The sequence below is a fragment of the Bradyrhizobium sp. WBOS07 genome (assembly GCF_024585165.1).
GTDB lineage: Bacteria > Pseudomonadota > Alphaproteobacteria > Rhizobiales > Xanthobacteraceae > Bradyrhizobium > Bradyrhizobium japonicum_B.
In genome coordinates, this window is sequence record NZ_CP029008.1 from 3,608,529 (window position 1) to 3,630,415 (window position 21,887).

Here is a 21,887-nt window from a genome sequence, read left to right on the forward strand (position 1 = left end):
AGATGAACCACTTCAACGCCTCACGTCAGCCGATGCAGGCCCAACGCCCGAACATTGCGCCGGGCAACGCCGAGGCGCGCAAGCTCGCCGAAGACCTGATGGATGCGATGAGCGCCCTGCTCGGGCTGATCGAGCGCGAGACCGAGCTCGTTCGCGCCGGCAAGGTGCGTGAAGCGATGACGCTCGAGAGCAAGAAGCAGGAGCTCTCGCGAAACTATGTCGGCGCCGTCAGTCAGTTGAAGGCGAACCAGGCGCAGCTTGCGAAATCCGCCCCTGAGCTGCTCTCGACGCTGCACCGCCATCACGACGCGTTCCGCGCCATGCTCCAGGTCAATCTCACCGTGCTCGCGACCGCGCACGCCGTTTCCGAGAGCGTCGTGCGCGGCGTCAATGCCGAGATCCAGAAGCGCAACGTGCCGAACACCTATACGGCCGCGGGCCGGCGCGCAGCTCCGGGCCCGCGCCACATCTCGCCGCTCGCGGTCAGCCGCTCGCTCTGATCGGCACGAAAACAACCGACAATTTTACGAAAAACCGCGCGGCGATTTCGTCGCGCGGTTAGGCACGTTTCCTTACCGGGTCTTCAGTCCTGACGTTCCATGGTTGCGTTATTAGAGGGGTTGGGATTTGACTCAATCAAGGCAACCAGGAGGCTGCCATGAGTACAGATTTCAGCATCAGGCCGGTGGGGATCCCGGCCCCCGTGCAGATCGTAACGACGTCCAGCGTGGCGGCGAACGAGGCTGTGCAAACCGATCTCCCGGTGAGCCAGACGGTCGCCGCGGCGGATACGCGCGCCCCCGTGCGCAACGATCTGCCGAACCACGAGAACGTCTCGCGCCAGGTCGTGTTCGACCAAGCGGCCGCGTCCTTCGTCTTCCAGGTCGTCAACGACAAGACCGACGCGGTGGTCAACCAGTTCCCCGACGAAGCGATGCTGCGCCGGCGGGCCTACTTCCATGCGCTGGACATGAAGTCCGAGCCTGCGCGTCCGCTCAGCACGGACGTCAGCGCCTGACCATCGCGTGACGAGATCGCGGGATCGGTGACGATGTTCTGCTTCGCGTCTGACCGACACCGGTCAGCGCGACATTCGTATTGCCGAAGCAGAACTGGGGACCCTGTTCGTCACCTGCCCCGATGGCGATGTGTCGCCGCGGCATGGCGCGACGAGCCAGAGACAGGCGGCAGGACGTTCGATCTGGATGAGGACTCAAGAACGCTCGTGATGTCGACCATCACGAGTTGCGGTCACGGCCGCCCGGACAGACCCGCAGCGATATTGCGGTTGATCTCGATCAGCGGACGGAAATGATCGAATTGCGGGCTCATCTGGAGCGCGGCGGTCTGGCTCAGCACGAACACGCTGATGTTGGCGATCTTCTGCCGGACGTCGATCGGCTGCGGATTGTTGTCGCGCATCGCCTCGCTCAGGAAGATGGTCCAGAGCTTGCGGTTGAACATCAGGGCCTGCATGGTCTGCTCGCTGAGCGGATCGGCGTTGTTCACGGCGTCCTGGAGCTTGTTCGCGGCCTTGAGCAGGGTCTGCGCCTCGATGTCCCGAGGAGATGCGGTGGTCGTTGCAACACGCGCATAGGCCGAGGCAGCGGAATTCGACATCAATCACACCCTGGAGGTTACCTAGCGCGTTGTACGCGCTTAAGGATTTCTTTCCCAACCCTAGGCAGCACCGCTTAAGATTTGCTTACGTGTGTGCTTTGGAAGCACTCCGGACAATTACGGGGCACGGAGGTCTTCTCAGCGCAACGCTAGATCCACGCACGCACGATGTAAACTCGCTTGCCGTGATGCGCGCCGATCTCAGCTAATCTTGCCTTAGCGATCTCCCTCAAAAGAACGGCGGAGCGTTAGCTCCGCCGCGAAATCTCGAGTGACGAGCGTGCGCCGTCGAATTAGCGGAGCAGCTGCAGCACGCTCTGCTGCGACTGGTTGGCCAGCGACAGCGCGGAGACCGCGATCGACTGGCGGGTCGACAGCGCCTGGCTGTTGGCCGCCTCCTCGTTGGTGTCGGCCAGCGTCAGGTTGGCCGAGCCGGTCTGCAGCACGTTGATCAGGTTCTTGGAGAAGTCCTGACGCACCTGCACGATCGACAGATTCGAACCGAGTGTCGAGCCTTCCGAGCGCAGCGTGCTCGAGGCGGCGTTCAGGCTGGCCAGCACCCTGTTGGTGGCGCCGTTGTCGATGAAGTCGACGCCGTTGACGAGATTGCTGAGGCCGAGGCCGGCGGCATTGAACACCACGCCGTTGATGCTGAGCGTGGAGCTGCCGGTCTCGTTGAAGACCAGCTTCAGCGTGTCGCCGTTGAGCAGGTTGACGCCGTTGAACGAGGAGTCCTGCGAGGTGGTGTCGATCTGGGCCAGGATGTTGTTGAACTGGTTGACCAGGTTGGAGCGCGCGGTCTGCGCCACGGGGTCCTGAATCGGCGGCTGCGCCGTCGTGAACGCCAGGACGCCGGTGATCGTGCCGCCGACTGCGCCGCCGGCAAGCGTCGAGCCGAGCGTCGAGGAGGCGTACTCGTTGACGGTGGTCACCGTGAGCACGCCGTTGGCGTCGATCGTCGCCGTCAGATGATTGGCCTGCAGCTGCGCGTTGAGCTGGTCCAGGGTCTTGACGGTGCCGTTGGTGCCGTCGCCGAAGGTGACGTTCACCGGCGTGCCGCCGTTGAAGGAGGTGAACGTCAGCGTCTTGCCGCTGATGCCGCCGACGCCGGAGGTGCGCGCCGCCGTGAAGGCGGTCGCCGTTCCCGTGTTGCCGCTGAGGCCGAAGGCGCTGAGGGCGTTGCCGGTGCCGGTGATCGAGAGATCGGAGTTGACGCCGGTGGAGATCGCCAGCTGGCCGCTGGAGTTCACCGACGAGGGGATCTGCCCCGACGTGGTCGAGAGCGTCGCCGCGCCGTTGAAGATGCTCGCGGTCTTGACGCCGGTCGCAAGGTCGACCGCATTGAGCAGGTCGGTCAGCGTCGCGCTCTGGATGTAGACCGTCGAGTTGCCGTTGCCGTCGGTAACGACGTTGCCGCTGACGCCAAAGCCGTTGGCGACGCTCGCCGCCGATTGCGGCGTCTGCGCGTTCTTGAAGGTGATGGTGTGGCCGTCGATGTTCAGCGTCGAGCCGTCCTGAACGAGCGTGCCGAGCGAACCCGCCGTGGTCGAGCGGTTCGCGGTCACGTTCGCGTTGCCCGCGCCGGTCGCGGAGGTCAGACCGAGCGCCTTGAGGAAATCGGCCTTGCCTGTCACGCTCAGATCGGCACCGGTCGAGCTCTTCAAGGTCACAGCGCCCGCCGTGATGGACGAGGCCACCTGAAGTGTGCCGACGGGACCGGCCGCGCCGCTGACGGCGATGGTCGCCGCGCTCGCGCTGATGGTTGCGGTCTTGACGCCGCTGGCGAGATCGATCGCGGTGAGGACGTCGTTGATCGTCGCCCCCGGCGCAGCCGCCGTTCCCTCATAGACGATCGAATTGCCGTTGCCGTCGGTGGCGATATGGCCGCTGGCGTCGAGACCCCAGCCGGTCGGCTGCGTGGCCGGCGCGACGCCGGTGCGGAAGGTGATGGTCTTGCCGTTCACCGTGATGGTGTCGCCGTCCGCGGGCGGCGTGCCGAACGTAGTGGAAGCCGTGGTGCCGAGCAGCGTCGCGGTGCCGGACAGCGCGGTCGTGCCGTCGGCGGCAAGCGCTGCCGTGCCGGTGAAGGTGCCGGCGCTCGAGCCCAGCGAGGCGCCGAGCGCGGCGGTTCCCGTCACCGGGGTCACGCCACCGGCGGCGCCGGTATAGAGCACGTTGCTCTTGGCGGTCGCGCTCGCATAGGAGGTCGTGCCGCGCAGGTCGGCCGGCGTCGCGCCGGGAATGGTGGTGGAGACGTTCGACTTGGTGGAGTAACCGACCGTGGTCTGCAGCGCCTGGTTGGCGATCGACTTCGCGCTGTCGATCAGCTTCTGCAGCGAGGTGATGCCGGTATTGGCCGCCTGCAGCACCTGGACACCGTTGTTGATGCCGTCGAGCAGGTTGCTGATGTCGCTCGCCCGGTTGTCCAACCCCTGCGCCGTGAAGAAGTTGGTGGGATTGTCGAGCGCCGTGTTGACCTTCTTGCCGGTCGCCAGCCGCTCCTGCGTCGTGGCCAGCAAGTCGGCCGTCGACTGCAGCGACAACAGGTTCTGGCGAACTGACGCCGAGAGAACGATGTTGGACATTGGCGAGTCTTCCTCTTGAACCGGATACGAATCGGCCGCTCGGGTCTGCAAGCGGGCTTTCGTCCAGTTTTAGGAGGTGTCCTTTAAAGTATGGTTAACGCCGGTTTAAGGGATAGGGTTAATGCGCGGTGAACGCCCCTGCCCGGCTCGGCACGCAAAAAAGAGCGGCGGGGCAACTGGCCCCGCCGCTCGATTTTAGTGAGTAATTTCAGTCGCTTGTTAGCGGAGCAGCTGGAGCACGCTCTGCTGCGACGTGTTGGCCAGCGACAGCGCGGAGACCGCGATCGACTGGCGGGTCGACAGCGCCTGGCTGTTGGCCGCCTCGACGTTGGTGTCGGCCAGGGTCAGGTTGGACGAGCCGGTCTGCAGCACGTTGATCAGGTTCTTGTTGAAGTCCTGACGGATCTGCACCACCGAGAGGTTCGAGCCGAGGCTCGAGGCCTGCGAGCGCAGCGTGCTCGAGGCGGCGTTCAGGTTGGTCAGCACCCGGTTGGCGGCGGCGTTGTCGATGAAGTCGACGCCGACCGTTAGCGACGCGAGGCCGAGACCCTTGGAATTATAGGTCACGCCCGTGATGTTCAGGCTCGACTTGGCGGTCTCGTCGAACACCAGCTTGAGCTGATCGCCGTTGAGCAGGTTGACGCCGTTGAACGAGGAGTCCTGCGCGGTGGTGTCGATCTGGTTGAGGATGTTGTTGAACTGAGACACCAGATTGGCACGCGCGGTCTGGGCAACGCCATCCTGGACGGGGGTGGAGGCCGTCGAGAAGGTCAGGGCCGAGGTGAGCGTGCCGCCGATCGCACCGCCGGCAGCCGCCGAGCCGAGCGTCGAGGACGCATAGTCGTTGGATGCGGTGATCGTCAGCAAGCCGTTGGCGTCGATCGTCGCAGCCAGGTTGTTGGCCTGAAGCTTGGTGTTGAGCTGATCGAGCGTCTTGACCGTGCCGTTGGTGCCGTCGCCGAAGGTGACGTTGACCGCCGTGCCGCCGTTGAAGGAGGTGAAGGTCAAGGTCTTGCCGGCGATGCCGCCGATCCCGGAGGTGCGGGCCGCGGTGAACGCAGTGGCATTGCCGGTGTTACCGGCGAGACCGAACACGTTCAGCGCATTGCCGGTGCCGGTGATCGACAGATCGGCGTTCACGCCGGTCGAGATCTTGAGCTGGCCGGAGGTGTTGATGGTCGAGTTCGACTGGCCGGTCGCGGTGGCTAGCGTCGCGGTGCCGTTGGCGCCGATCGTCGCGGTCTGCACGCCGGTGGCAAGGTCGATCGCCTTCAGCACGTCGTTGACCGTACCGGCCTGCAGATAGACCGTCGAGTTGCCGTTGCCGTCGGTGAGGACGTTGCCGCTGACGCCATAGCCGGTCGGAATGCTCGGCGCGCCGGTCGAACCCGGGATCGGCGCGTTCTTGAAGGTGATGATGTGGCCGTTGACGTTCAGCGTCGAGCCGTCGGTGACGGTCGCACCCAGCGAAGCCGAGCTCGTGGTGCGGTTGACGTTGACGGTGGCATTGCCTGCACCTGTTGACGTCGTCAGGGCGAGCGCCTTGAGCAGGTCAGCCTTGCCGGTGACGCTCAGATCCGCACCCGTCGAGCTCTTCAGCGTGACGGCGCCCGCAGCAACGCTCGAAGCGGTCTGGCCGTTGCTCGTGGCGATCGTCGCTGCACCCGAAGTGATCGACACCGTCTTGACGCCGCTGGCCAGATCGATCGCGGACAGCAGATCGTTGACCGTCGCGGCCGGGGTACCGGCAGTGCCGAGATAGACCGTCGAGTTGCCGTTGCCGTCGGTGACGATGTTGCCGCTGACGCCGGAGCCGGCGGGAACGCCGGTCGCGCCCGGAGCCGAGCCGCTGCGGAACGTGATGGTCTTGCCGTTCACGGTCAGCGTGTCGCCGTCGGCAGGCTGGGCGTTGCCGGCAAGGCCGGTCGCGGTCGTGCCGTTGGTGGCGATCAGCGTGAAGGTGCCGGCCAGCGCCGTGGTGCCGTCACCAGCCGTCGCGCCCGTGCTCGCAAAGGAGCCGATGGTGGCGCCGAGCGTGGTGGTGCCGTTCGCCGCGGTGGTGCCGCCGGCGGTGCCATTATAGAGAACGTTGCTGGACGCGGTGGCGCTGGCGAACGACGTGGTGCCGCGCAAATCCGCCGCCGTCGCACCGGAGATCGTGGTCGAGACGTTCGACTTGGTGGAGTAACCGACCGTGGTCTGCAGCGCCTGGTTGGCGATCGATTTAGCGGAGTCGATCAGCTTCTGCAGCGAGGTCAGGCCGGTGTTGGCAGCCTGCAGCACCTGCACACCGTTGGCGATGCCGTCGAGCAGGTTGTTGATGTCGCTGGCGCGGTTGTCGAGCGACTGGGCCGTGAAGAAGTTGGTGGGATTGTCCAGGGCCGAGTTGACGCTCTTGCCGGTCGACAGACGGTTCTGTGTGGTGGCGAGAAGATCGGCGGTGGACTGGAGAGAGAGCAGGTTCTGGCGAACCGACGCAGAGAGAACAATACCGGACATGACTCTTACCCTTCTGGCTTACGCGTCTTCGTTCGATCGCTTCTGGATCGAGTGACGGGGCCAGCGTGCCGTGACATGGCTAACAAAGGGTGAAACGAGCATCGCCTGCATAAGCGCCGGTTCACCATAAGCGCGAACAAGGCGCCGGCGGCAATCGGCAATCAGCCTGATATCATTAGTATTTCTTCGCGCTTACGCTCCATTAACCATAACCGCTGGTTACTTTTGCAAGCGCGCCTGCCTTCTCCAAATCTCGAGCCGTAACCAAAGAAAAGCGGCGGGGCCGAAGCCCCGCCGCCGGATCTTACTTGCGATGTCGTCCGCTATTAGCGGAGCAGCTGGAGCACGCTCTGCTGCGACTGGTTGGCCAGCGACAGCGCGGAGACCGCGATCGACTGACGGGTCGACAGCGCCTGGCTGTTGGCCGCCTCGACGTTGGTGTCAGCCAGCGTCAGGTTGGACGAGCCGGTCTGCAGCACGTTGATCAGGTTCTTGTTGAAGTCCTGACGAACCTGCACGATGGTCAGGTTCGAGCCGAGGCTCGAGGCCTGCGAGCGCAGCGTGCTCGACGCGGCGTTCAGGTTGGTCAGCACCTTGTTGGTGGCAGCGTTGTCGATGAAGTCGACACCGCTGGTCAGCGAGGCGAGGCCCAGACCCTTGGAGTTGTAGGTCACGCCGGTGATGCTGAGGCTCGACTTTGCAGTCTCGTCGAACACCAGCTTGAGCTGGTCGCCGTTCAAGAGGTTGACGCCGTTGAACGAGGAGTCCTGGGCAGTCGAGTCGATCTGCTGGAGGATGTTGTTGAACTGATTGACCAGGTTGGCACGCGAGGTCTGGGCAACCGTATCCTGGACGGGGCTGGAAGCCGTCGAGAAGGTCAGAGCAGTCGTGAGCGTGCCGCCGATCGAACCACCCGCGGCGCTCGAACCGATGGTCGAGGACGCGTAGTCGTTGGTGGTCGAGATCGTCAGCAGGCCGTTGGCGTCGATCGTCGCGGACAGGTTGTTGGCCTGCAGCTTGGTGTTGAGCTGATCGAGCGTCTTGACCGTGCCGTTGGTGCCGTCGCCGAAGGTGACGTTGACCGCCGTGCCGCCGTTGAAGGAGGAGAAGGTCAAGGTCTTGCCGGTGAGGCCGCCGACGCCGGAGGTACGGGCCGCCGTGAAGGCGGTCGCGGTCCCGGTGTTGCCGGCGAGGCCGAGGACGTTCAGCGCGTTGCCCGTGCCGGTGACCGACAGGTCGGCATTGACGCCGGTCGAGATCTTGAGCTGGCCCGAGGCGTTGATCGTCGAGTTGGTCTGGCCGGTGGCGGTCGCAAGCGTCGCGGTGCCGTTGGCAGCGATCGTCGCGGTCTGCACGCCGGTGGCAAGGTCGATCGCCTTCAGCACGTCGTTGACCGTGCCGCCCTGCAGGTAGACCGTCGAGTTGCCGGCGCCGTCGGTGAGGACGTTACCGCTCGCACCAAAACCGGTCGGAACGCTCGGAGCACCGGTCGAGCCCGGGATCGGCGCGTTCTTGAAGGTGATGACGTGGCCGTTGACGTTCAGCGTCGAACCGTCCGTGATCGTCGCACCCAGCGAAGCCGAGCTGGTGGTGCGGTTGACGTTGACGGTGGCGTTGCCGCCGCCCACCGACGTGGTCAGGGCAAGCGCCTTGAGCAGGTCGGCCTTGCCGGTGACGCTCAGATCCGCACCCGTCGAACTCTTCAGCGTGACGGCGCCCGCAGCAACGCTCGAAGCGGTCTGGCCGTTGCTCGTGGCGATCGTCGCCGCACCCGAGGTGATCGAGACCGTCTTGACGCCGCTGGCCAGATCGATCGCAGACAACAGATCGTTGACGGTCGCAGCCGGGGTACCGGCGGTGCCGAGATAGACCGTCGAGTTGCCGTTGCCGTCGGTGACGAGGTTGCCGCTGACGCCCGAGCCGGTCGGAACGCCGGTCGAGCCCGGAGCCGAACCGCTGCGGAACGTGATGGTCTTGCCGTTCACGGTCAGCGTGTCGCCGTCGGCAGGCTGGGCGTTGCCGGCAAGGCCGGTCGCCGTCGTGCCGTTGGTGGCGATCAGGGTCATGGTGCCGCCGAGCGCCGTGGTGCCGTCGCCGGCCGTTGCGCCCGTGCTGGAGAAGGTGCCGATGGTGGCGCCGAGCGTGGTCGTGCCCGTTGCCGAGGTGGTGCCGCCGGCCGCGCCGCTATACAGCACGTTGCTGGAAGCGGTGGCGCTGGCGAACGACGTGGTGCCGCGCAGATCCGCCGCGGTCGCACCGGAGATCGTGGTCGAGACGTTCGACTTGGTGGAGTAGCCGACCGTGGTCTGCAGCGCCTGGTTGGCGATCGACTTCGCGCTGTCGATCAGCTTCTGCAGCGAGGTGATGCCGGTGTTGGCGGCCTGCAGCACCTGCACGCCGTTGGCGATACCGTCGAGCAGGTTGTTGATGTCGCTGGCGCGGTTGTCGAGCGACTGGGCGGTGAAGAAGTTGGTGGGATTGTCCAGGGCCGAGTTGACGCTCTTGCCGGTCGACAGACGGCTTTGGGTGGTGGCGAGAAGGTCAGCGGTGGACTGGAGAGAAAGCAGGTTCTGACGAACCGAGGAAGAGAGAACGATACCGGACATTGAGTGTTACCCTTCTGGTACGCAACGCAACAAACTTCGATTAGGATTAATCGATGGCCGGGACGGTGAACGTTGTGGGCTAACAAAGCATGAAGCGCGTCGCGCCAGTCCTTGCGAAGATTCACCATATCCGGATTCGGAGCAGCAACGCGCTCGTCGATATCATCATGATAGGATGATGCTTTTTGGTACCGTCGCCAGCCGTTTGCGACTTGTCAACCATAACTCAGAGTGAGCAATTGGCGGCATCCAGATGCAGCGTTCCCTTTCGCCGAACGGCATCTTGATGCCGCCCAAAAGAAAGCGGCGGGGCCGAAGCCCCGCCGCCGTAATCTTCTTGCGATGTCGTCCGTGACTTAGCGGAGCAGCTGCAGCACGCTCTGCTGCGACTGGTTGGCCAGCGACAGCGCGGAGACCGCGATCGACTGGCGGGTCGACAGCGCCTGGCTGTTGGCCGCCTCGACGTTGGTGTCAGCCAGCGTCAGGTTGGCCGAGCCGGTCTGCAGCACGTTGATCAGGCTCTTGTTGAAGTCCTGACGAACCTGCACCACCGAGAGGTTCGAGCCGAGGCTCGAGGCCTGCGAGCGCAGCGTGCTCGACGCGGCGTTCAGGTTGGTCAGCACCTTGTTGGTGGCAGCGTTGTCGATGAAGTCGACACCGCTGGTCAGCGAGGCGAGGCCCAGACCCTTGGAGTTGTAGGTCACACCGGTGATGCTGAGGTTCGACTTGCCGGTCTCGTCGAACACCAGCTTGAGCTGGTCGCCGTTCAGCAGGTTGACGCCGTTGAACGAGGAGTCCTGCGCCGTGGTGTCGATCTGGTTCAGGATGTTGTTGAACTGATTGACCAGGTTCGCACGCGAGGTCTGGGCAACCGTATCCTGGACGGGGCTGGAAGCCGTCGAGAAGGTCAGCGCCGAGGTCAGCGTGCCGCCGATCGAACCACCCGCGGCGCTCGAACCGATGGTCGAGGACGCGTAGTCGTTGGTGGTCGAGATCGTCAGCAGGCCGTTGGCGTCGATCGTCGCGGACAGGTTGTTGGCCTGCAGCTTGGTGTTGAGCTGATCGAGCGTCTTGACCGTGCCGTTGGTGCCGTCACCGAAGGTGACGTCAACCGCCGTGCCGCCGTTGAAGGAGGTGAAGGTCAAGGTCTTGCCGGCCATGCCGCCGATGCCGGAGGTGCGAGCCGCCGTGAAGGCGGTCGCGGTCCCGGTGTTGCCGGCGAGGCCAAGCGCGTTCAGCGCGTTGCCCGTGCCGGTGACCGACAGGTCGGCATTGACACCGGTCGAGATCTTGAGCTGGCCGGAGGCGTTGATCGACGAGTTGGTCTGGCCGGTGGCGGTCGCAAGCGTCGCGGCGCCGTTGGCGCCGATCGTCGCGGTCTGCACGCCGGTGGCGAGGTCGATCGCCTTCAGGACGTCGTTGAGCGTGCCGCCCTGCAGATAGACCGTCGAGTTGCCGGCACCGTCGGTGAGGACGTTACCGCTCGTACCAAAACCAGTCGGAACGCTCGGAGCACCGGTCGAGCCCGGGATCGGCGCGTTCTTGAAGGTGATGACGTGGCCGTTGACGTTCAGCGTCGAACCGTCCGTGATCGTCGCACCCAGCGAAGCCGAGCTGGTGGTGCGGTTGACATTGACGGTGGCGTTGCCGCCGCCCACCGACGTGGTCAGGGCAAGCGCCTTGAGCAGGTCGGCCTTGCCGGTGACGCTCAGATCCGCGCCCGTCGAGCTCTTCAGCGTGACGGCGCCGGCCGCAACGCTCGAAGCGGTCTGGCCGTTGCTCGTGGCGATCGTCGCCGCACCCGAGGTGATCGAGACCGTCTTGACGCCGCTGGCCAGATCGATCGCGGACAACAGATCGTTGACGGTCGCAGCCGGGGTACCGGCGGTGCCGAGATAGACCGTCGAGTTGCCGTTGCCGTCGGTGACGATGTTGCCGCTGACGCCCGAGCCGGTCGGAACGCCGGTCGAGCCCGGAGCCGAGCCGCTGCGGAACGTGATGGTCTTGCCGTTCACGGTCAGCGTGTCGCCGTCGGCAGGCTGGGCGTTGCCGGCAAGGCCGGTCGCGGTCGTGCCGTTGGTGGCGATCAGGGTCATGGTGCCGCCGAGCGCCGTGGTGCCGTCACCGGCCGTTGCGCCCGTGCTGGAGAAGGTGCCGATGGTGGCGCCGAGCGTCGTGGTGCCGGTGGCCGCGGTGGTGCCGCCGGCAGCGCCGCTAAACACGACGTTGCTGCTCGCGGTCGCGCTCGCATAGGAGGTCGTGCCGCGCAGGTCGGCCGCCGTCGCACCGGAGATCGTGGCGGAGACGTTCGACTTGGTGGAGTAGCCGACCGTGGTCTGCAGCGCCTGGTTGGCGATCGACTTGGCGCTGTCGATCAGCTTCTGCAGCGAGGTGATGCCGGTATTGGCGGCCTGCAGCACCTGCACGCCGTTGGCGATGCCGTCGAGCAGGTTGTTGATGTCGCTGGCGCGGTTGTCGAGCGACTGGGCGGTGAAGAAGTTGGTGGGATTGTCGAGGGCCGAGTTGACGCTCTTGCCGGTCGACAGACGGTTCTGCGTGGTGGCGAGGAGGTCAGCGGTGGACTGGAGGGAGAGCAGGTTCTGACGAACCGATGCGGAGAGGACGATACCGGACATGACTCTGTTACCTTTCTGGTAAACGACGCTACTGTTACACGTCTGCTTGGATCGCGATTGACCCAGCGACGGCGGACGGTGCCGCCGAGACCTCTAACGAAACATGAAATGAAACCCGTGCTTTTGCCCGGTCGCGCGTGATTCGGTCCGGGATGCCGCGCGCAGCGCTACGCCAGCACACAGCCGCACCGTTGAAATCATTGAGTTTTTTGGCGCGACTGGCGGGAATTTACAGCTCGTTAACTAGTTGCGAGCGAGAATCACGTCTTGGCAGGCCGCAACGAACGCTCGGTTACGAAAGCGTTGATGGAGAACAGGCAATGGCCCTCAAGGTCGAGCTCAGACCGCACGAACGCATCATCGTCGGCAACTGCGTGATTACCAATACGGACCAGCGTGCCCGTCTCTTGATCGACGGCGACAACGTCCCGATCCTGCGCGAGCGCGACATCCTCACGCCGGAGACCGCCGATACGCCTGCCAAGCTCGTCTACCTGGCGGTGCAGCTCATGTACATCTCGCCGGATCCGCAGACCCAGCACGGCACCTATTTCAACCTGGTGCGCGACATCGTCACCGCGGTCCCGAGCGCCTGGCCGATCATCGAGGCCATCAACAACAACATCCTGAACGGCGACCTCTACCGGGCGCTGAAGGATGCCCGCAAGCTGATCGCCTATGAAGAAAAGCTGCGGGGCCAGTTCGAGGCCGCCCATCCCAAGCCTGAAGCGGCCAAGGCTGAAGCGGCCAAGGACGACGTGAGCTCCGCCGCCTGACCATCAACGTCCGCGCAGCGAAGCCTCGCGAACGGCCCAGCTCTGCAAACGATAACGGCCCCGGATCATCTCCGGGGCCGTTGTCGTTTCAACCATGCGCGGGCTATTGCGCCGCGAGCGGCGGCGCCTCGACCTCGATCACGCCGTCGCCGCATCGCCGTGCGCCGAACTCCAGCACCGCCGCGACCAGCACATCGATGTCCGCCTCCTCGGTGCGGTGATTGACGATCGCGGCACGGATCGCAAACCTGCCGTCCAGCGTCGTGCTCGACGGCGCCGCCACTCCCGACTCCTGGATATCGGCGACGATCTCGCGATTGACCGCATCGTCGGCACGGTAGCGGAAACAGACGATGTTGAGGTTGACCGGAGCCAGCAATTCCAGCCGCGGCTCGGCCAGCACGCGCGCCTCGAGATACTTCGCCAGCGCACAGCTTCGCGCGATCGTCGCACCCAGCCGGTCGATGCCGAACGTCTTCAGGGTGAACCACGTCTTCAGCGCACGGAAGCCGCGCGACAGGTCGGGGCCGAGATCGCAGGGCCAGACCGCCCCCGCCGCAAGCCCCCTCGCCTCGCGGCGCAGATAGGCCGCGGGCTGTGCAAAGGCCTGCCGATGCTGCTCGCCGTCGCGCACCAGCAGGAAGCCTGCATCGTACGGCACCTGTCCCCATTTGTGGAAGTCGAGCGCAATGGAATCGGCGAGCTCGATGCCGGCGAGCAGCGGCGCAAGCTCGGGCGAGAAGATCGCAACCGCACCGAAAGCACCGTCGACGTGAAACCAGATTCCCTCCTCGCGGCACAGCTCCGCGACGGCCTTGAGATCGTCGATCGCGCCGATGTCCACCGTGCCGGCGGAGGCGACGACCAGGAACGGCTTGAAGCCGACCTCGCGATCCACGGCGATCTGGGCGCGCAACGCGGCAATGTCGATGCGATGATCGGCATCGACGCCGACCTTGCGCAGCGCATCGGTGCCGAGCCCGGCAATGTCCATCGCCCTGGAGACGCAGCCATGTGCGGCCTGCGAAGTGTAAGCGGTGAGGAGCGCACCGTCATTGCCGATGCCGTGTTGCCGCGCCAACGCGCCGAGCGCAGCGGTGCGCGCCACCAGCACCGCCATCAGATTGGCCATTGAGGTACCCGTGACGAAGATGCCGCTCGCGCTATCCGGAAAGGCGAACAGGCGGCGCATCCAATAGACGATCTGGCGCTCGACCTCGATCGGCATATGGTCCCGGCCGCCGAGATTGGCGTTGAGGCCTGCCGCGAGCATATCCGCGAGCATGCCCACCGCGGTTCCGCCACCATGCACCCAGCCCATGAAGCCGGGATGGACGTTGCCGGTCGCATAGGGCTCGACGTGATCGGCGAATTCGCGGTAGACCTCGGCGAGGTCGCTCGCCTCGCGCGGCACGTCGGCCTTGAAGGCCGCGCGGACGTCGTCAGGGATCGGCTGCCAGACCGGACGCATCCGGATGTTGGCGATGCCGTCGATCGTCTCGTCCAGCATGCGATGGGCGAGCGCGCGAAACGCGCTCCAGTCCTGCGGATCGAGCGAGGCGTGCACCACGGAGCTCTGCGTGTTGCGGACGATCTCGTTCATGTTGCACTCCCCTCGCCCACTCTTGCATACCGCGACAGCATCGCCGCGAACGCCGCAAAAATCTTGCGCATCTGCGGCGGCTTGTAAGGAAACACGGCTGGCGAATCCATGTTGTGCACGACGGCGGTGTTGTCGGCTTCGAAGACCAGGAGTTCGCCGTTCTGGTTCTCGGCGCAATCGACGATGAAATAATCGAGGCCGACCCGCCTGCTCATCTCGTCGAGTGCGCTTCTGTGGCGCGCCGCGAAGGCGTGGTCGAAGTCGCGCATGAAGATCGCCTCCTCCGCACGCTTCTCTTCGCTGAAGGCCATGTTGGCGTTGAGGTACCAGATATCCCAGCGGTCGGCGATCGCCATGTGGCAGGCGTAAGGTTTGCCGTCGACCATCGCGAGACGATATTTGCGATAGAGCCCGTCCGGATTCATGTAATCGACGAAACGCGCGACGAAGAAATCCTGCTCGCTACGCTCGCCAAGATAAGATGCGAGCGCCGCCGCATCGTCGAGCTTCGCGAGTCCGACGCCGGCATGCGAGCCGCGCGGCCGCGCGATCATCGGAAAGCGCAGTTCACCCGCGATGTCCCGGCAGGCGATCCGCCCGCTCGAAAGCTCCGACAATTGCGCCCGCGTCGCGTGGATGGTCGCGGGAATGTCGAGCCCCGGCACGCCGGCCAGCAGCCGATGCAGCTTGTCGCGATCGAGATTGCCGATGCGATCGGGACGATTGAGCAGCGGCCGCGGCCAATGCGGCGCGGCCTTTCCGATCAAGGCAAGCGCCTCGCGGCATTCCTCGGAATCGGAGGCGACCACGATGGCGACGTCGTGCTCCGGCAAATTCTCCGGCAGGCCGACGCCCTTGACCACGTAGAGCGTTAACAGCTCGATGTCGGAGCCTTCGAGCAGAAAATCGATCGGCGTGTTGCCGCCCATGTCGATGTCGGCCGCCAGCGCGAGCACGCGCAGGCCGGGCTTCGGAGCGGCGCTCGGCGTGCGAAACAATTGATGGAAGGCCAGCACCTCCGACTGGATCGCAAGCCCCTGATCCTTGTCGCCGAGAAGCTGGGTGATCAACGACAGATCGAGCCCTTCGCCCGCCAACGCCGTCCCCGCCGCGATCCGCGCCAGCAATTGGTCGCGCAGCGGATGCAGGTCGACACCTTCGAAGGCCTGGCGCGTCAGCTGCGCAAAGCCGATGCGATCGGCATAGTTCGCCGCAATCATGCCGATCGGCGCGGAAAGCGGATGCTGCATCTCACACCTCGAACGCGGAGTTTACCGGCGCGGCAGCGACTGCGCCACGGTCGAGCAGCAGCTCGATCTTTACCAGCACATGGGCGATGCGATCGAGGACCTGCTGCACGTTGCGTTGCGCCTCTGCCGGATCCGGCGACCAGGCCTCGGTCACTATTCGGGCGCCGACGCAAAGGCGCAGCACGGCCTGCGGGGCCGCGTCCTGCCGCTCCAGACGGACCGGCTGGCCGATCAGGCAGCGGTGCGCGGCGACCTGTCGATCCGCCGCGGTGCCGCCGATTGCCTGGCTCATGTCACGCGCCAAAGCCTGATGGATCGCGTTGGTCTCGGCGATCGAAACCGGCTTGCCGCCGCGCAACAGCATGAACGGAAAGATGGTAGTTTGTGCAAATTCCTCGTCATCCGCGTCGGCTGCTTTGGTCGCGGTTGCGACCGAGCGAAGCGACGGCGACAACGCGATCATGCTGTCGATGCCGGCAGCGAGCTCGGCGAGCACCTTTGCGCGGAATGAAGCGGGCACGGCGTAATAGCCGCCAATCTCGGCGAGCGCCGCCTCCCAGCGCAGCCATTGGCCGAAGTTCGGCCGGCGCTCGAAGCGCGAACGCAGCTTCGTCCAGGCCATCGGCCAATCGCAACGGCCGGCATAGTCGAAAATGCCGGGCGCGATCCCCTCGGCCTGGTCGAGCGTCCGCGACATGCTCTCGGGCACCAGCAGCGCACCGCTGAAGGCAGGCCCACCGTAGAATTTCGAGCCCGTGATCAGCACCATGTAGCCGCGGTCGAGATAGGAGCGCAGCCGGCGGCGCCCGAGCCGCGCCTGACAGGCATCGACGACGATCTGGACCTTGCGCGGCCAGCGCCGCGCGATCTCATCGAGGCAGGCCGCGCTTGGTGCGCGCCAGCCGAGCTTCGATGCATCCATGATCTGGAGCAGCACGGGCGCGCCTTGCGCGATATTCGCTTCGACCGCACGCAGCACCGCGGCATCGGCATCCCCGCGCATCGCAGGCGCGGGGCCGGCCTCGAGCAGCGGCAATGCAACACTGGCGCCGGCGAGCCCCGCCACCGCGCCGTCCTTGCGAACCGCAACGCCGCTTGCCGTGATGGAGCTGAAATGGTGCCCGCGCGCGGCATGGATCGTCCCGCTTCCGGTCTGGTCGGCGCCGACCACGATCGTCACCGGCGGCGCCCCGAGCGACGCGCGCGCCAGGAACAAGGCGTGAAGCTGGGAGTCCGTGCCGGAGGGCGAGAACACGATTTCGACGCGCGGTGGAAGCTGGAGGTGGCCGCGCAACTCGGTCCGCATGTCCTCGCAGCGCGAGTCGAAGGCGACCTCGACTTCGTCGAACAGGCATTTGTGCACCAGCTCTTCGCGCGCCAACGCGACACGGTCATAGGCAGCCTGCGAAATCGTCGACGCCGTCGAGGAGGCGAAATTCCAGATCTCCGGCTCCGGCGCGGCCGTGCAGCCATACACGTTGAGGCGGGCCGCGGCGTCGAGCGCCAGCCGCGGTTCTCCTCCGGAGACGAGCAGCGTATCGAGGGGCGTGAAAAGATCGCGCAGGCGGTACCGCGAACCGCCGTCGGATGCGCGTTCCGCTCCTGACAGGCGGGATGCGCGGGTGCTCATCCCGAAAGTCTCAGGCCGCATCGACCGCCGCCGTTGCGGGCGCCGGTGCGAATTGCGAGGCGATGTCGCCATGAAACACCGACGGCCCGACGTGATCGAGCGAGCTCTGGATGTCGGCCCAGATCTCGCCGCCGATATCGGTCCAGCGCTTGCAGAAGGCGAAGTCCTCGGAAAGATAAGTGCCGGTCGCCGGATCGATCATGCATTCGAACAGCGCGAAGCGGTTCTGGCTCGCGACCAGCGTGTCGTGCGAATGCTCGCGGAAGAACTGCAGGCCCGCATAGTCCGGGTGGCGGCACATCGCCTCAAGCGCGTGGCGCCGGATCATCAGGAAGCCGGTGCCGGCATAGCGCACGCGGGTGAAGCCGTTGACGACGACGATGCGGTCGGGATCCTCGATCTCGAGCACGTAGTCCAGCGAAGCCGCCGGCACGTCGGCCCGGCCCGACTGGATCGCCCGCGCGGCCTTGTCCCAATTGATCCGCTTGATCGGATAGCAGCCGGCAACGACGTCCGCGCCGCATTCGATCAGGCGGAACACCTGCTCCGGCTTGAAGCCGATATCGGCGTCGATGAACAGGAAATGCGTCGCATTGGGATCGTCCAGGAACATCGCGACCAGATTGGCCCGCGCGCGGGTGATCAGCGCGTCGCCGTCCCGCAGCAGCACCTTGAGCTCGAGATTGGACATGCCGTGAACGGCGCGCTGCAGCGCGAAGATCGAGCTCGCATAGATGCTCGACACCTGCCCGCCGAAGCATGGCGTCGCCACCACCAATTGCATCCTGTCCGACATCGGCAGCTCCGCCCCGCTCCAATCCTCACCAAGAGGTAAAGAGGCATGGTTAACGGCGCCTTAACGCGGGCCCTTACAGGAACTTGACCAGCGAGAGCTGCGCGAGGTTCGAGGTCACCTGGTAGGACGCCTGCAGCGCGTTCTGCAGCGCCAGGATCTCGCTCGCGACCTGGTCGGGCGAGGCCGATTCCGCCTGATCGATGATGGTCTGGAGCTGCGCCTTGGCCTGGGTCTGGCGCGTGGAGGCGTCCTTCATCGTGTTCTGGGCCATCGCGATGTCTGTCTGGATGTCCTCGATGCGCTGCTGACCCGGCTGCTGCGTCAGCGCCTGCGTCACCCGCAGGCTCAGCGCCGAGACCTGCCCGCCCGAATACTGCCCGGTCGGCGAGGTCGAGAACGTCCCGAACACCGCGATCGCCTGCAACTGGCGGCGGATCGCGTCCTCGTTGGCCTGGGCGCCATACTGCACCGTGATGGCATCGTCGACCCGCGCCATCGCGGTCGAGCGCGCCGAGCCGGGCCCGTCATTGCCCAGATACCATTTCACGGTGTTGGCCGTGCCGTTGACCAGCGTCGTCGCCGAGCTCGCCGGCGAGGAGCCGACCCGCAGCGGCGGCTGCGTGGCGGTCACGGGCGTCGCGCCGAACCCGAGCGAGCCCAGCGCGCCGGTGTTGGAGCTGGTGATGTTGAGGCTCGCCGCATCGTCGGTGTTGATCGTGATCGAGCCGCCATGGACCGTCGAGGGCTTCGACGTCCCCGTGATGGCGTCGATCTTGCCGAGCAGGGTCTGGATGCTGTCGGTGACGTTGAGCTGGTTGCCGGTCGCGCCCGAGGCCACGAAGGTCAGCGTGGTGCCGTTGACGGTGATGGTGTCGCCGGCGACGAAGCCCGGCGAGATCGAATCCGAGGGGCTCGCCCCCGACAGGGCCGTAGCGCCGGTGACGGGCGCCGGAATCGCCGCCTGGTTGTTGACCGGCGTGCCGATCGCAGAGCTGGCGGTATTGAAGAAATTGTCGCCGGCGACGATCGCGGATGCCGCGACCAGCGAAGTGTTGGCGAGCTTCGTGATCGCGGTGTTCAGCGCGGCATTGAGATTTGTCGCGGTATTGGTCGGGTTGACGGGGATGCTCGCATCGATCGCGAAGCTGCCGATCGGCGTCGGCGTCGCCGAGGATGCGGTCAGGTCGATCTGCTCGGTCGTGCCGTCCGGCAGCGTGAACTGGATGCTGAGCTTGTCGCCGTTGTTCGGGTTGTTGCCGTTGAGATCGACCGAGAACGACACCGGCGAGCCGCTCGGGCCGGTGACGGTCGCGCCCGTCAGCGTCGAGGAGACCGCCTTGAGCTTGAGGCCGAACGGCGAGCCCGCAACGTCTTCCGACACCTGAATCGAGCTCGGCGTCGGCTGCGTCTGCACCAGACGGCCCATGCCGTTGGCCCCGAGGTCGGCGGCCTGGCGCTCCGCCATCACCGTCTTGAAGCCCGCCTGCGTCGTGGTGCCGTTGATGATGTCGCCGGCATCCGTAACCGACTGCGTGTTGACGGCGGTTCCCGAGAACAGATAGCGGTTGCCGGTCTGCGTGTTGAGGACGCCGACCATCGAGCCGAACTGGGCCGCGGCGGTGTTCTGCGCGATGGTCTGGCCGTTGACGTTGAGATCCTGCGCCGTGTTGGCGGAGCCGGTCTGCACCGTGCTGCGGATCTTGGTCAGCGACTGCAACGCGGTATTGGCGAGGTTGATGCTGACATTGACGTTGGTGATGGTGTCGGTATAGGCGGCGATGTTGGAGAGCTGCGCGCGCCCGGCGATCGCGAAGCCCTCGTTGGTGCCCATGCCGGCATAGTTCTGCGACAGCTTGCCGGTCGAGAGCTGCGTCGACAGGTCGGTGAGCTGCTGATTGATGTTGCGGATCTGCGCGCCGAGAACCGACGATGAGTAGTTGATGCTGCTGATCGACATCTTTCAGAGCCCTGTTACTGGTTACAATTGAGCCTGGATCAACGTGTTCATCATGCTCTGCACCACCGACATGACGTGGGCGTTGGCGGCATAGGCATTCTGAAGCTGGATCAGGTTCGACATCTCCGAGTCCAGGTTGACCTTGGAGGTCGAGTCGAACTTGGCCTGGAGCGTCGAGACCACGACGCTCTGGCCCTGCTGAAGCTGGGTGGCCTGGGTCGCGGCGTTGGCCTGCACGCTCAGGAATTGCTGGAGAAAGTTCGAGACGCTGCCGGTGAACGGCTGGCTCGCCGAGCCGAGGCCGCTCTGCGGCGAATAGGAGAACACCGCATTGGTGAGCTGCGAGTAGAGATAGTCCGAGCGCGTGGTGTCGCCCGCGGGCGTCACCGGCGAGGTATTGTAGACCGACATCCGGGTTGGATCGGTCACCAGTTGCGTGTTCACGGCGATGCGCCCGGCAAGACCGGTCATCTGCGAGCCCGATGCCGTGATCGCGCCGGTATAGAGCGCCTGCCCGCCGTCGGTGAACAGCGGCAGCTGCGGATTGCCCGAGGTCAGCGATGACATCGTCTTGGTGGTCGAGGCCGAACCGACCTTGGCGAGCCCGGTATTGTCGTCGATCACCCGCAGCGTCGTGGCGGTCGCCGGCGACGGGGCGGCGGAGAACGACAGGTGCGAGCCCGACAGCGCGGTATTGAGCGCAGAGGCGATTGCGCCCATGCCGCCGGCGAAGTTGACGCCGATCCGCATCGGGTTGGCGTTGGTCGCGTTCTGGAGCGGCAGCGCCGCCGGGTCGGTCACGTTGACCAGCGTGACCTGGCGCTGCGTGTTGGTCGCGGTGTCCGTATAGGTGATGTTGACCGTGTTCCCCGGCAGCGCGCCGGCGAGCTCGAGATCGAAGCCGGCCGGCGGGCCGGAGACGGTGCTGCCCGCCGTGGTCTTGTCGGACAGCGCGCTCGACATCGTGGCGGCGAGCTGGTCGATCTGGTTCTGCGCCTGCACCAGAATGTCGTCACGCAGCTTCAGGTCGGCCGCGATCTGGCCGGACGACACCACGTTGTTGGCGACGACATCGACCTGCGAGCCGTTCGGCAGCTTGATGTTGAAGGCGCCGACGCCGGACTTGGCAGGGTCGATGTTGTATTGCGACGTCGCCGACAGCGTGCCGGCGGAGGCAAAGGAGAATTCCGAGGCGAGCCCGGCGCCGACCAGCTGGATGCCGGTCGTCGTGTAGATGTTGGCCTGGTTCGAGTTGTCGGTGGTGACGCGGACGTCGACATATTTCGACAGCGTGTTGATGGCCTGGTCGCGCTGGTCCATCAGCGTTGCGGCGGAGGGATCGTTGGCCGATAGGCCCTGGAGCCTGGTGTTGATGTCGGCGATCTGCTTCATGGCCGCATTGGCGGCCTGCGCCGAGTTGCCGAGATCCTGCTCGACGTTGGAGCGCAGCGACTGGATGCCCTTGGTGGTGACGTTGAGCTGCGTCGCGAGCGCCTGCGCCGCCCCGAGCGCGACGGTCTGCGCCGACGAGGCACCCGAGCTGGTCGACAGCGCCTGCAGCGCCGTGGTGAACTTGTTCAGCGCGCTTTCGAGGGTGCCGGAATTGCCGGGCGTGCCGTAGACATTCTGAAGCTGCTTCAGGATGTTGGCCATCTGATCGGCGTAGCCGCTGCCGCCGGTCTCGGTCCGCAGCTGGTTCTGCACGTAAGTGTCGAGCAGGCGGCTGACGCCGGTGGTCATCGCCGTCGAGCCGAACTCGCCGGTGGTGACCTCGATCTGGTTCGGGGTCTGGACGACGTAACCCGGCGTCTGCGCATTCGCGACGTTCGAGGAGACGATCGAGAGCGCGGCCTGGTTGGCACGCAGGCCGCTCATCGCACTGGCGAGGGCTGAACTCAAACCCATATCACTGGCCCGCCTTTGGTTGCC

At 65.4% G+C, this 21,887-nt stretch carries 14 protein-coding genes; 3 read left to right on the plus strand and 11 right to left on the minus strand.

The annotated features are described in order from the left end of the window. Nucleotides 1-2 precede the first annotated feature (2 nt). Together DCM79_RS17345 and DCM79_RS17350 are read left to right on the plus strand one after the other, a co-directional pair. Nucleotides 3-500, plus strand: coding sequence for a hypothetical protein (locus DCM79_RS17345; RefSeq protein ID WP_257175518.1), 498 nt, complete (start codon nt 3-5; stop codon nt 498-500). A gap of 158 nt (nt 501-658) precedes the next feature. Further along, complete coding sequence (locus DCM79_RS17350) at nt 659-1,018, plus strand: hypothetical protein (protein ID WP_257175519.1); 360 nt, start codon at nt 659-661, stop codon at nt 1,016-1,018. A gap of 233 nt (nt 1,019-1,251) precedes the next feature. On the opposite strand, the gene flaF is transcribed toward DCM79_RS17350, so the two are convergent. The 5 genes from flaF to DCM79_RS17375 form a co-directional block, all read right to left on the minus strand. Next, entirely contained in the window at nt 1,252-1,620 is a 369-nt protein-coding gene (gene flaF, locus DCM79_RS17355; protein ID WP_008554779.1) for a flagellar biosynthesis regulator FlaF, read from the minus strand. A 293-nt stretch (nt 1,621-1,913) separates the two neighbouring features. Then, complete coding sequence (locus tag DCM79_RS17360; protein ID WP_257175520.1) at nt 1,914-4,205, minus strand: DUF1522 domain-containing protein; 2,292 nt, start codon at nt 4,203-4,205, stop codon at nt 1,914-1,916. A 219-nt stretch (nt 4,206-4,424) separates the two neighbouring features. After that, nucleotides 4,425-6,704, minus strand: a complete 2,280-nt coding sequence (locus tag DCM79_RS17365; protein ID WP_257175521.1) for a DUF1522 domain-containing protein — start codon at nt 6,702-6,704, stop codon at nt 4,425-4,427. A 326-nt stretch (nt 6,705-7,030) separates the two neighbouring features. Further along, complete coding sequence (locus tag DCM79_RS17370; RefSeq protein ID WP_257175522.1) at nt 7,031-9,310, minus strand: DUF1522 domain-containing protein; 2,280 nt, start codon at nt 9,308-9,310, stop codon at nt 7,031-7,033. Between the two features lie 356 nt (nt 9,311-9,666). Further along, nucleotides 9,667-11,946, minus strand: coding sequence for a DUF1522 domain-containing protein (locus DCM79_RS17375; RefSeq protein ID WP_257175523.1), 2,280 nt, complete (start codon nt 11,944-11,946; stop codon nt 9,667-9,669). A gap of 320 nt (nt 11,947-12,266) precedes the next feature. Here DCM79_RS17375 and flbT point away from each other — a divergent pair, with 320 nt between their 5' ends. Then, nucleotides 12,267-12,722, plus strand: a complete 456-nt coding sequence (flbT, locus tag DCM79_RS17380; protein ID WP_257175524.1) for a flagellar biosynthesis repressor FlbT — start codon at nt 12,267-12,269, stop codon at nt 12,720-12,722. A 103-nt stretch (nt 12,723-12,825) separates the two neighbouring features. Here flbT and DCM79_RS17385 read toward each other — a convergent pair whose 3' ends face one another. From DCM79_RS17385 to flgK, 6 genes are all read right to left on the minus strand, one after another. Then, nucleotides 12,826-14,325: an aspartate aminotransferase family protein gene (locus DCM79_RS17385; RefSeq protein ID WP_257175525.1), complete on the minus strand. Its 1,500-nt coding sequence runs from the start codon at nt 14,323-14,325 to the stop codon at nt 12,826-12,828. After that, nucleotides 14,322-15,575 carry a RimK family alpha-L-glutamate ligase gene (locus DCM79_RS17390; protein ID WP_257175526.1) on the minus strand — a complete coding sequence of 418 codons (1,254 nt, stop codon included), beginning with the start codon at nt 15,573-15,575 and terminating at the stop codon, nt 14,322-14,324. The genes DCM79_RS17385 and DCM79_RS17390 overlap by 4 nt, the downstream gene beginning before the upstream one ends. Before the next feature lies 1 nt (nt 15,576). Beyond that, complete coding sequence (locus tag DCM79_RS17395) at nt 15,577-17,226, minus strand: hypothetical protein (RefSeq protein WP_257175527.1); 1,650 nt, start codon at nt 17,224-17,226, stop codon at nt 15,577-15,579. Beyond that, nucleotides 17,216-18,001 (minus strand): hypothetical protein, encoded by a 786-nt coding sequence (locus DCM79_RS17400; protein ID WP_257175528.1) that lies wholly within the window; start codon nt 17,999-18,001, stop codon nt 17,216-17,218. Before DCM79_RS17400 ends, DCM79_RS17395 begins: the two co-directional genes overlap by 11 nt. Before the next feature lie 73 nt (nt 18,002-18,074). Further along, nucleotides 18,075-19,958 (minus strand): flagellar protein, encoded by a 1,884-nt coding sequence (locus DCM79_RS17405; RefSeq protein WP_257175529.1) that lies wholly within the window; start codon nt 19,956-19,958, stop codon nt 18,075-18,077. 21 nt (nt 19,959-19,979) lie between these two features. After that, nucleotides 19,980-21,863 (minus strand): flagellar hook-associated protein FlgK, encoded by a 1,884-nt coding sequence (flgK, locus tag DCM79_RS17410; protein ID WP_257175530.1) that lies wholly within the window; start codon nt 21,861-21,863, stop codon nt 19,980-19,982. Between the last annotated feature and the right edge of the window lie 24 nt (nt 21,864-21,887).

Excerpts from the sequence above, each read along its gene's own strand:
- DCM79_RS17345 (WP_257175518.1), top strand. The coding sequence starts at position 3 with ATGAACCACTTCAACGCCTCACGTCAGCCGATGCAGGCCCAACGCCCG.
- DCM79_RS17350 (WP_257175519.1), top strand. The coding sequence starts at position 659 with ATGAGTACAGATTTCAGCATCAGGCCGGTGGGGATCCCGGCCCCCGTG.
- flaF (WP_008554779.1), bottom strand. The coding sequence starts at position 1,620 with ATGTCGAATTCCGCTGCCTCGGCCTATGCGCGTGTTGCAACGACCACC.
- DCM79_RS17360 (WP_257175520.1), bottom strand. The coding sequence starts at position 4,205 with ATGTCCAACATCGTTCTCTCGGCGTCAGTTCGCCAGAACCTGTTGTCG.
- DCM79_RS17365 (WP_257175521.1), bottom strand. The coding sequence starts at position 6,704 with ATGTCCGGTATTGTTCTCTCTGCGTCGGTTCGCCAGAACCTGCTCTCT.
- DCM79_RS17370 (WP_257175522.1), bottom strand. The coding sequence starts at position 9,310 with ATGTCCGGTATCGTTCTCTCTTCCTCGGTTCGTCAGAACCTGCTTTCT.
- DCM79_RS17375 (WP_257175523.1), bottom strand. The coding sequence starts at position 11,946 with ATGTCCGGTATCGTCCTCTCCGCATCGGTTCGTCAGAACCTGCTCTCC.
- flbT (WP_257175524.1), top strand. The coding sequence starts at position 12,267 with ATGGCCCTCAAGGTCGAGCTCAGACCGCACGAACGCATCATCGTCGGC.
- DCM79_RS17385 (WP_257175525.1), bottom strand. The coding sequence starts at position 14,325 with ATGAACGAGATCGTCCGCAACACGCAGAGCTCCGTGGTGCACGCCTCG.
- DCM79_RS17390 (WP_257175526.1), bottom strand. The coding sequence starts at position 15,575 with ATGCAGCATCCGCTTTCCGCGCCGATCGGCATGATTGCGGCGAACTAT.
- DCM79_RS17395 (WP_257175527.1), bottom strand. The coding sequence starts at position 17,226 with ATGCGGCCTGAGACTTTCGGGATGAGCACCCGCGCATCCCGCCTGTCA.
- DCM79_RS17400 (WP_257175528.1), bottom strand. The coding sequence starts at position 18,001 with ATGTCGGACAGGATGCAATTGGTGGTGGCGACGCCATGCTTCGGCGGG.
- DCM79_RS17405 (WP_257175529.1), bottom strand. The coding sequence starts at position 19,958 with ATGTCGATCAGCAGCATCAACTACTCATCGTCGGTTCTCGGCGCGCAG.
- flgK (WP_257175530.1), bottom strand. The coding sequence starts at position 21,863 with ATGGGTTTGAGTTCAGCCCTCGCCAGTGCGATGAGCGGCCTGCGTGCC.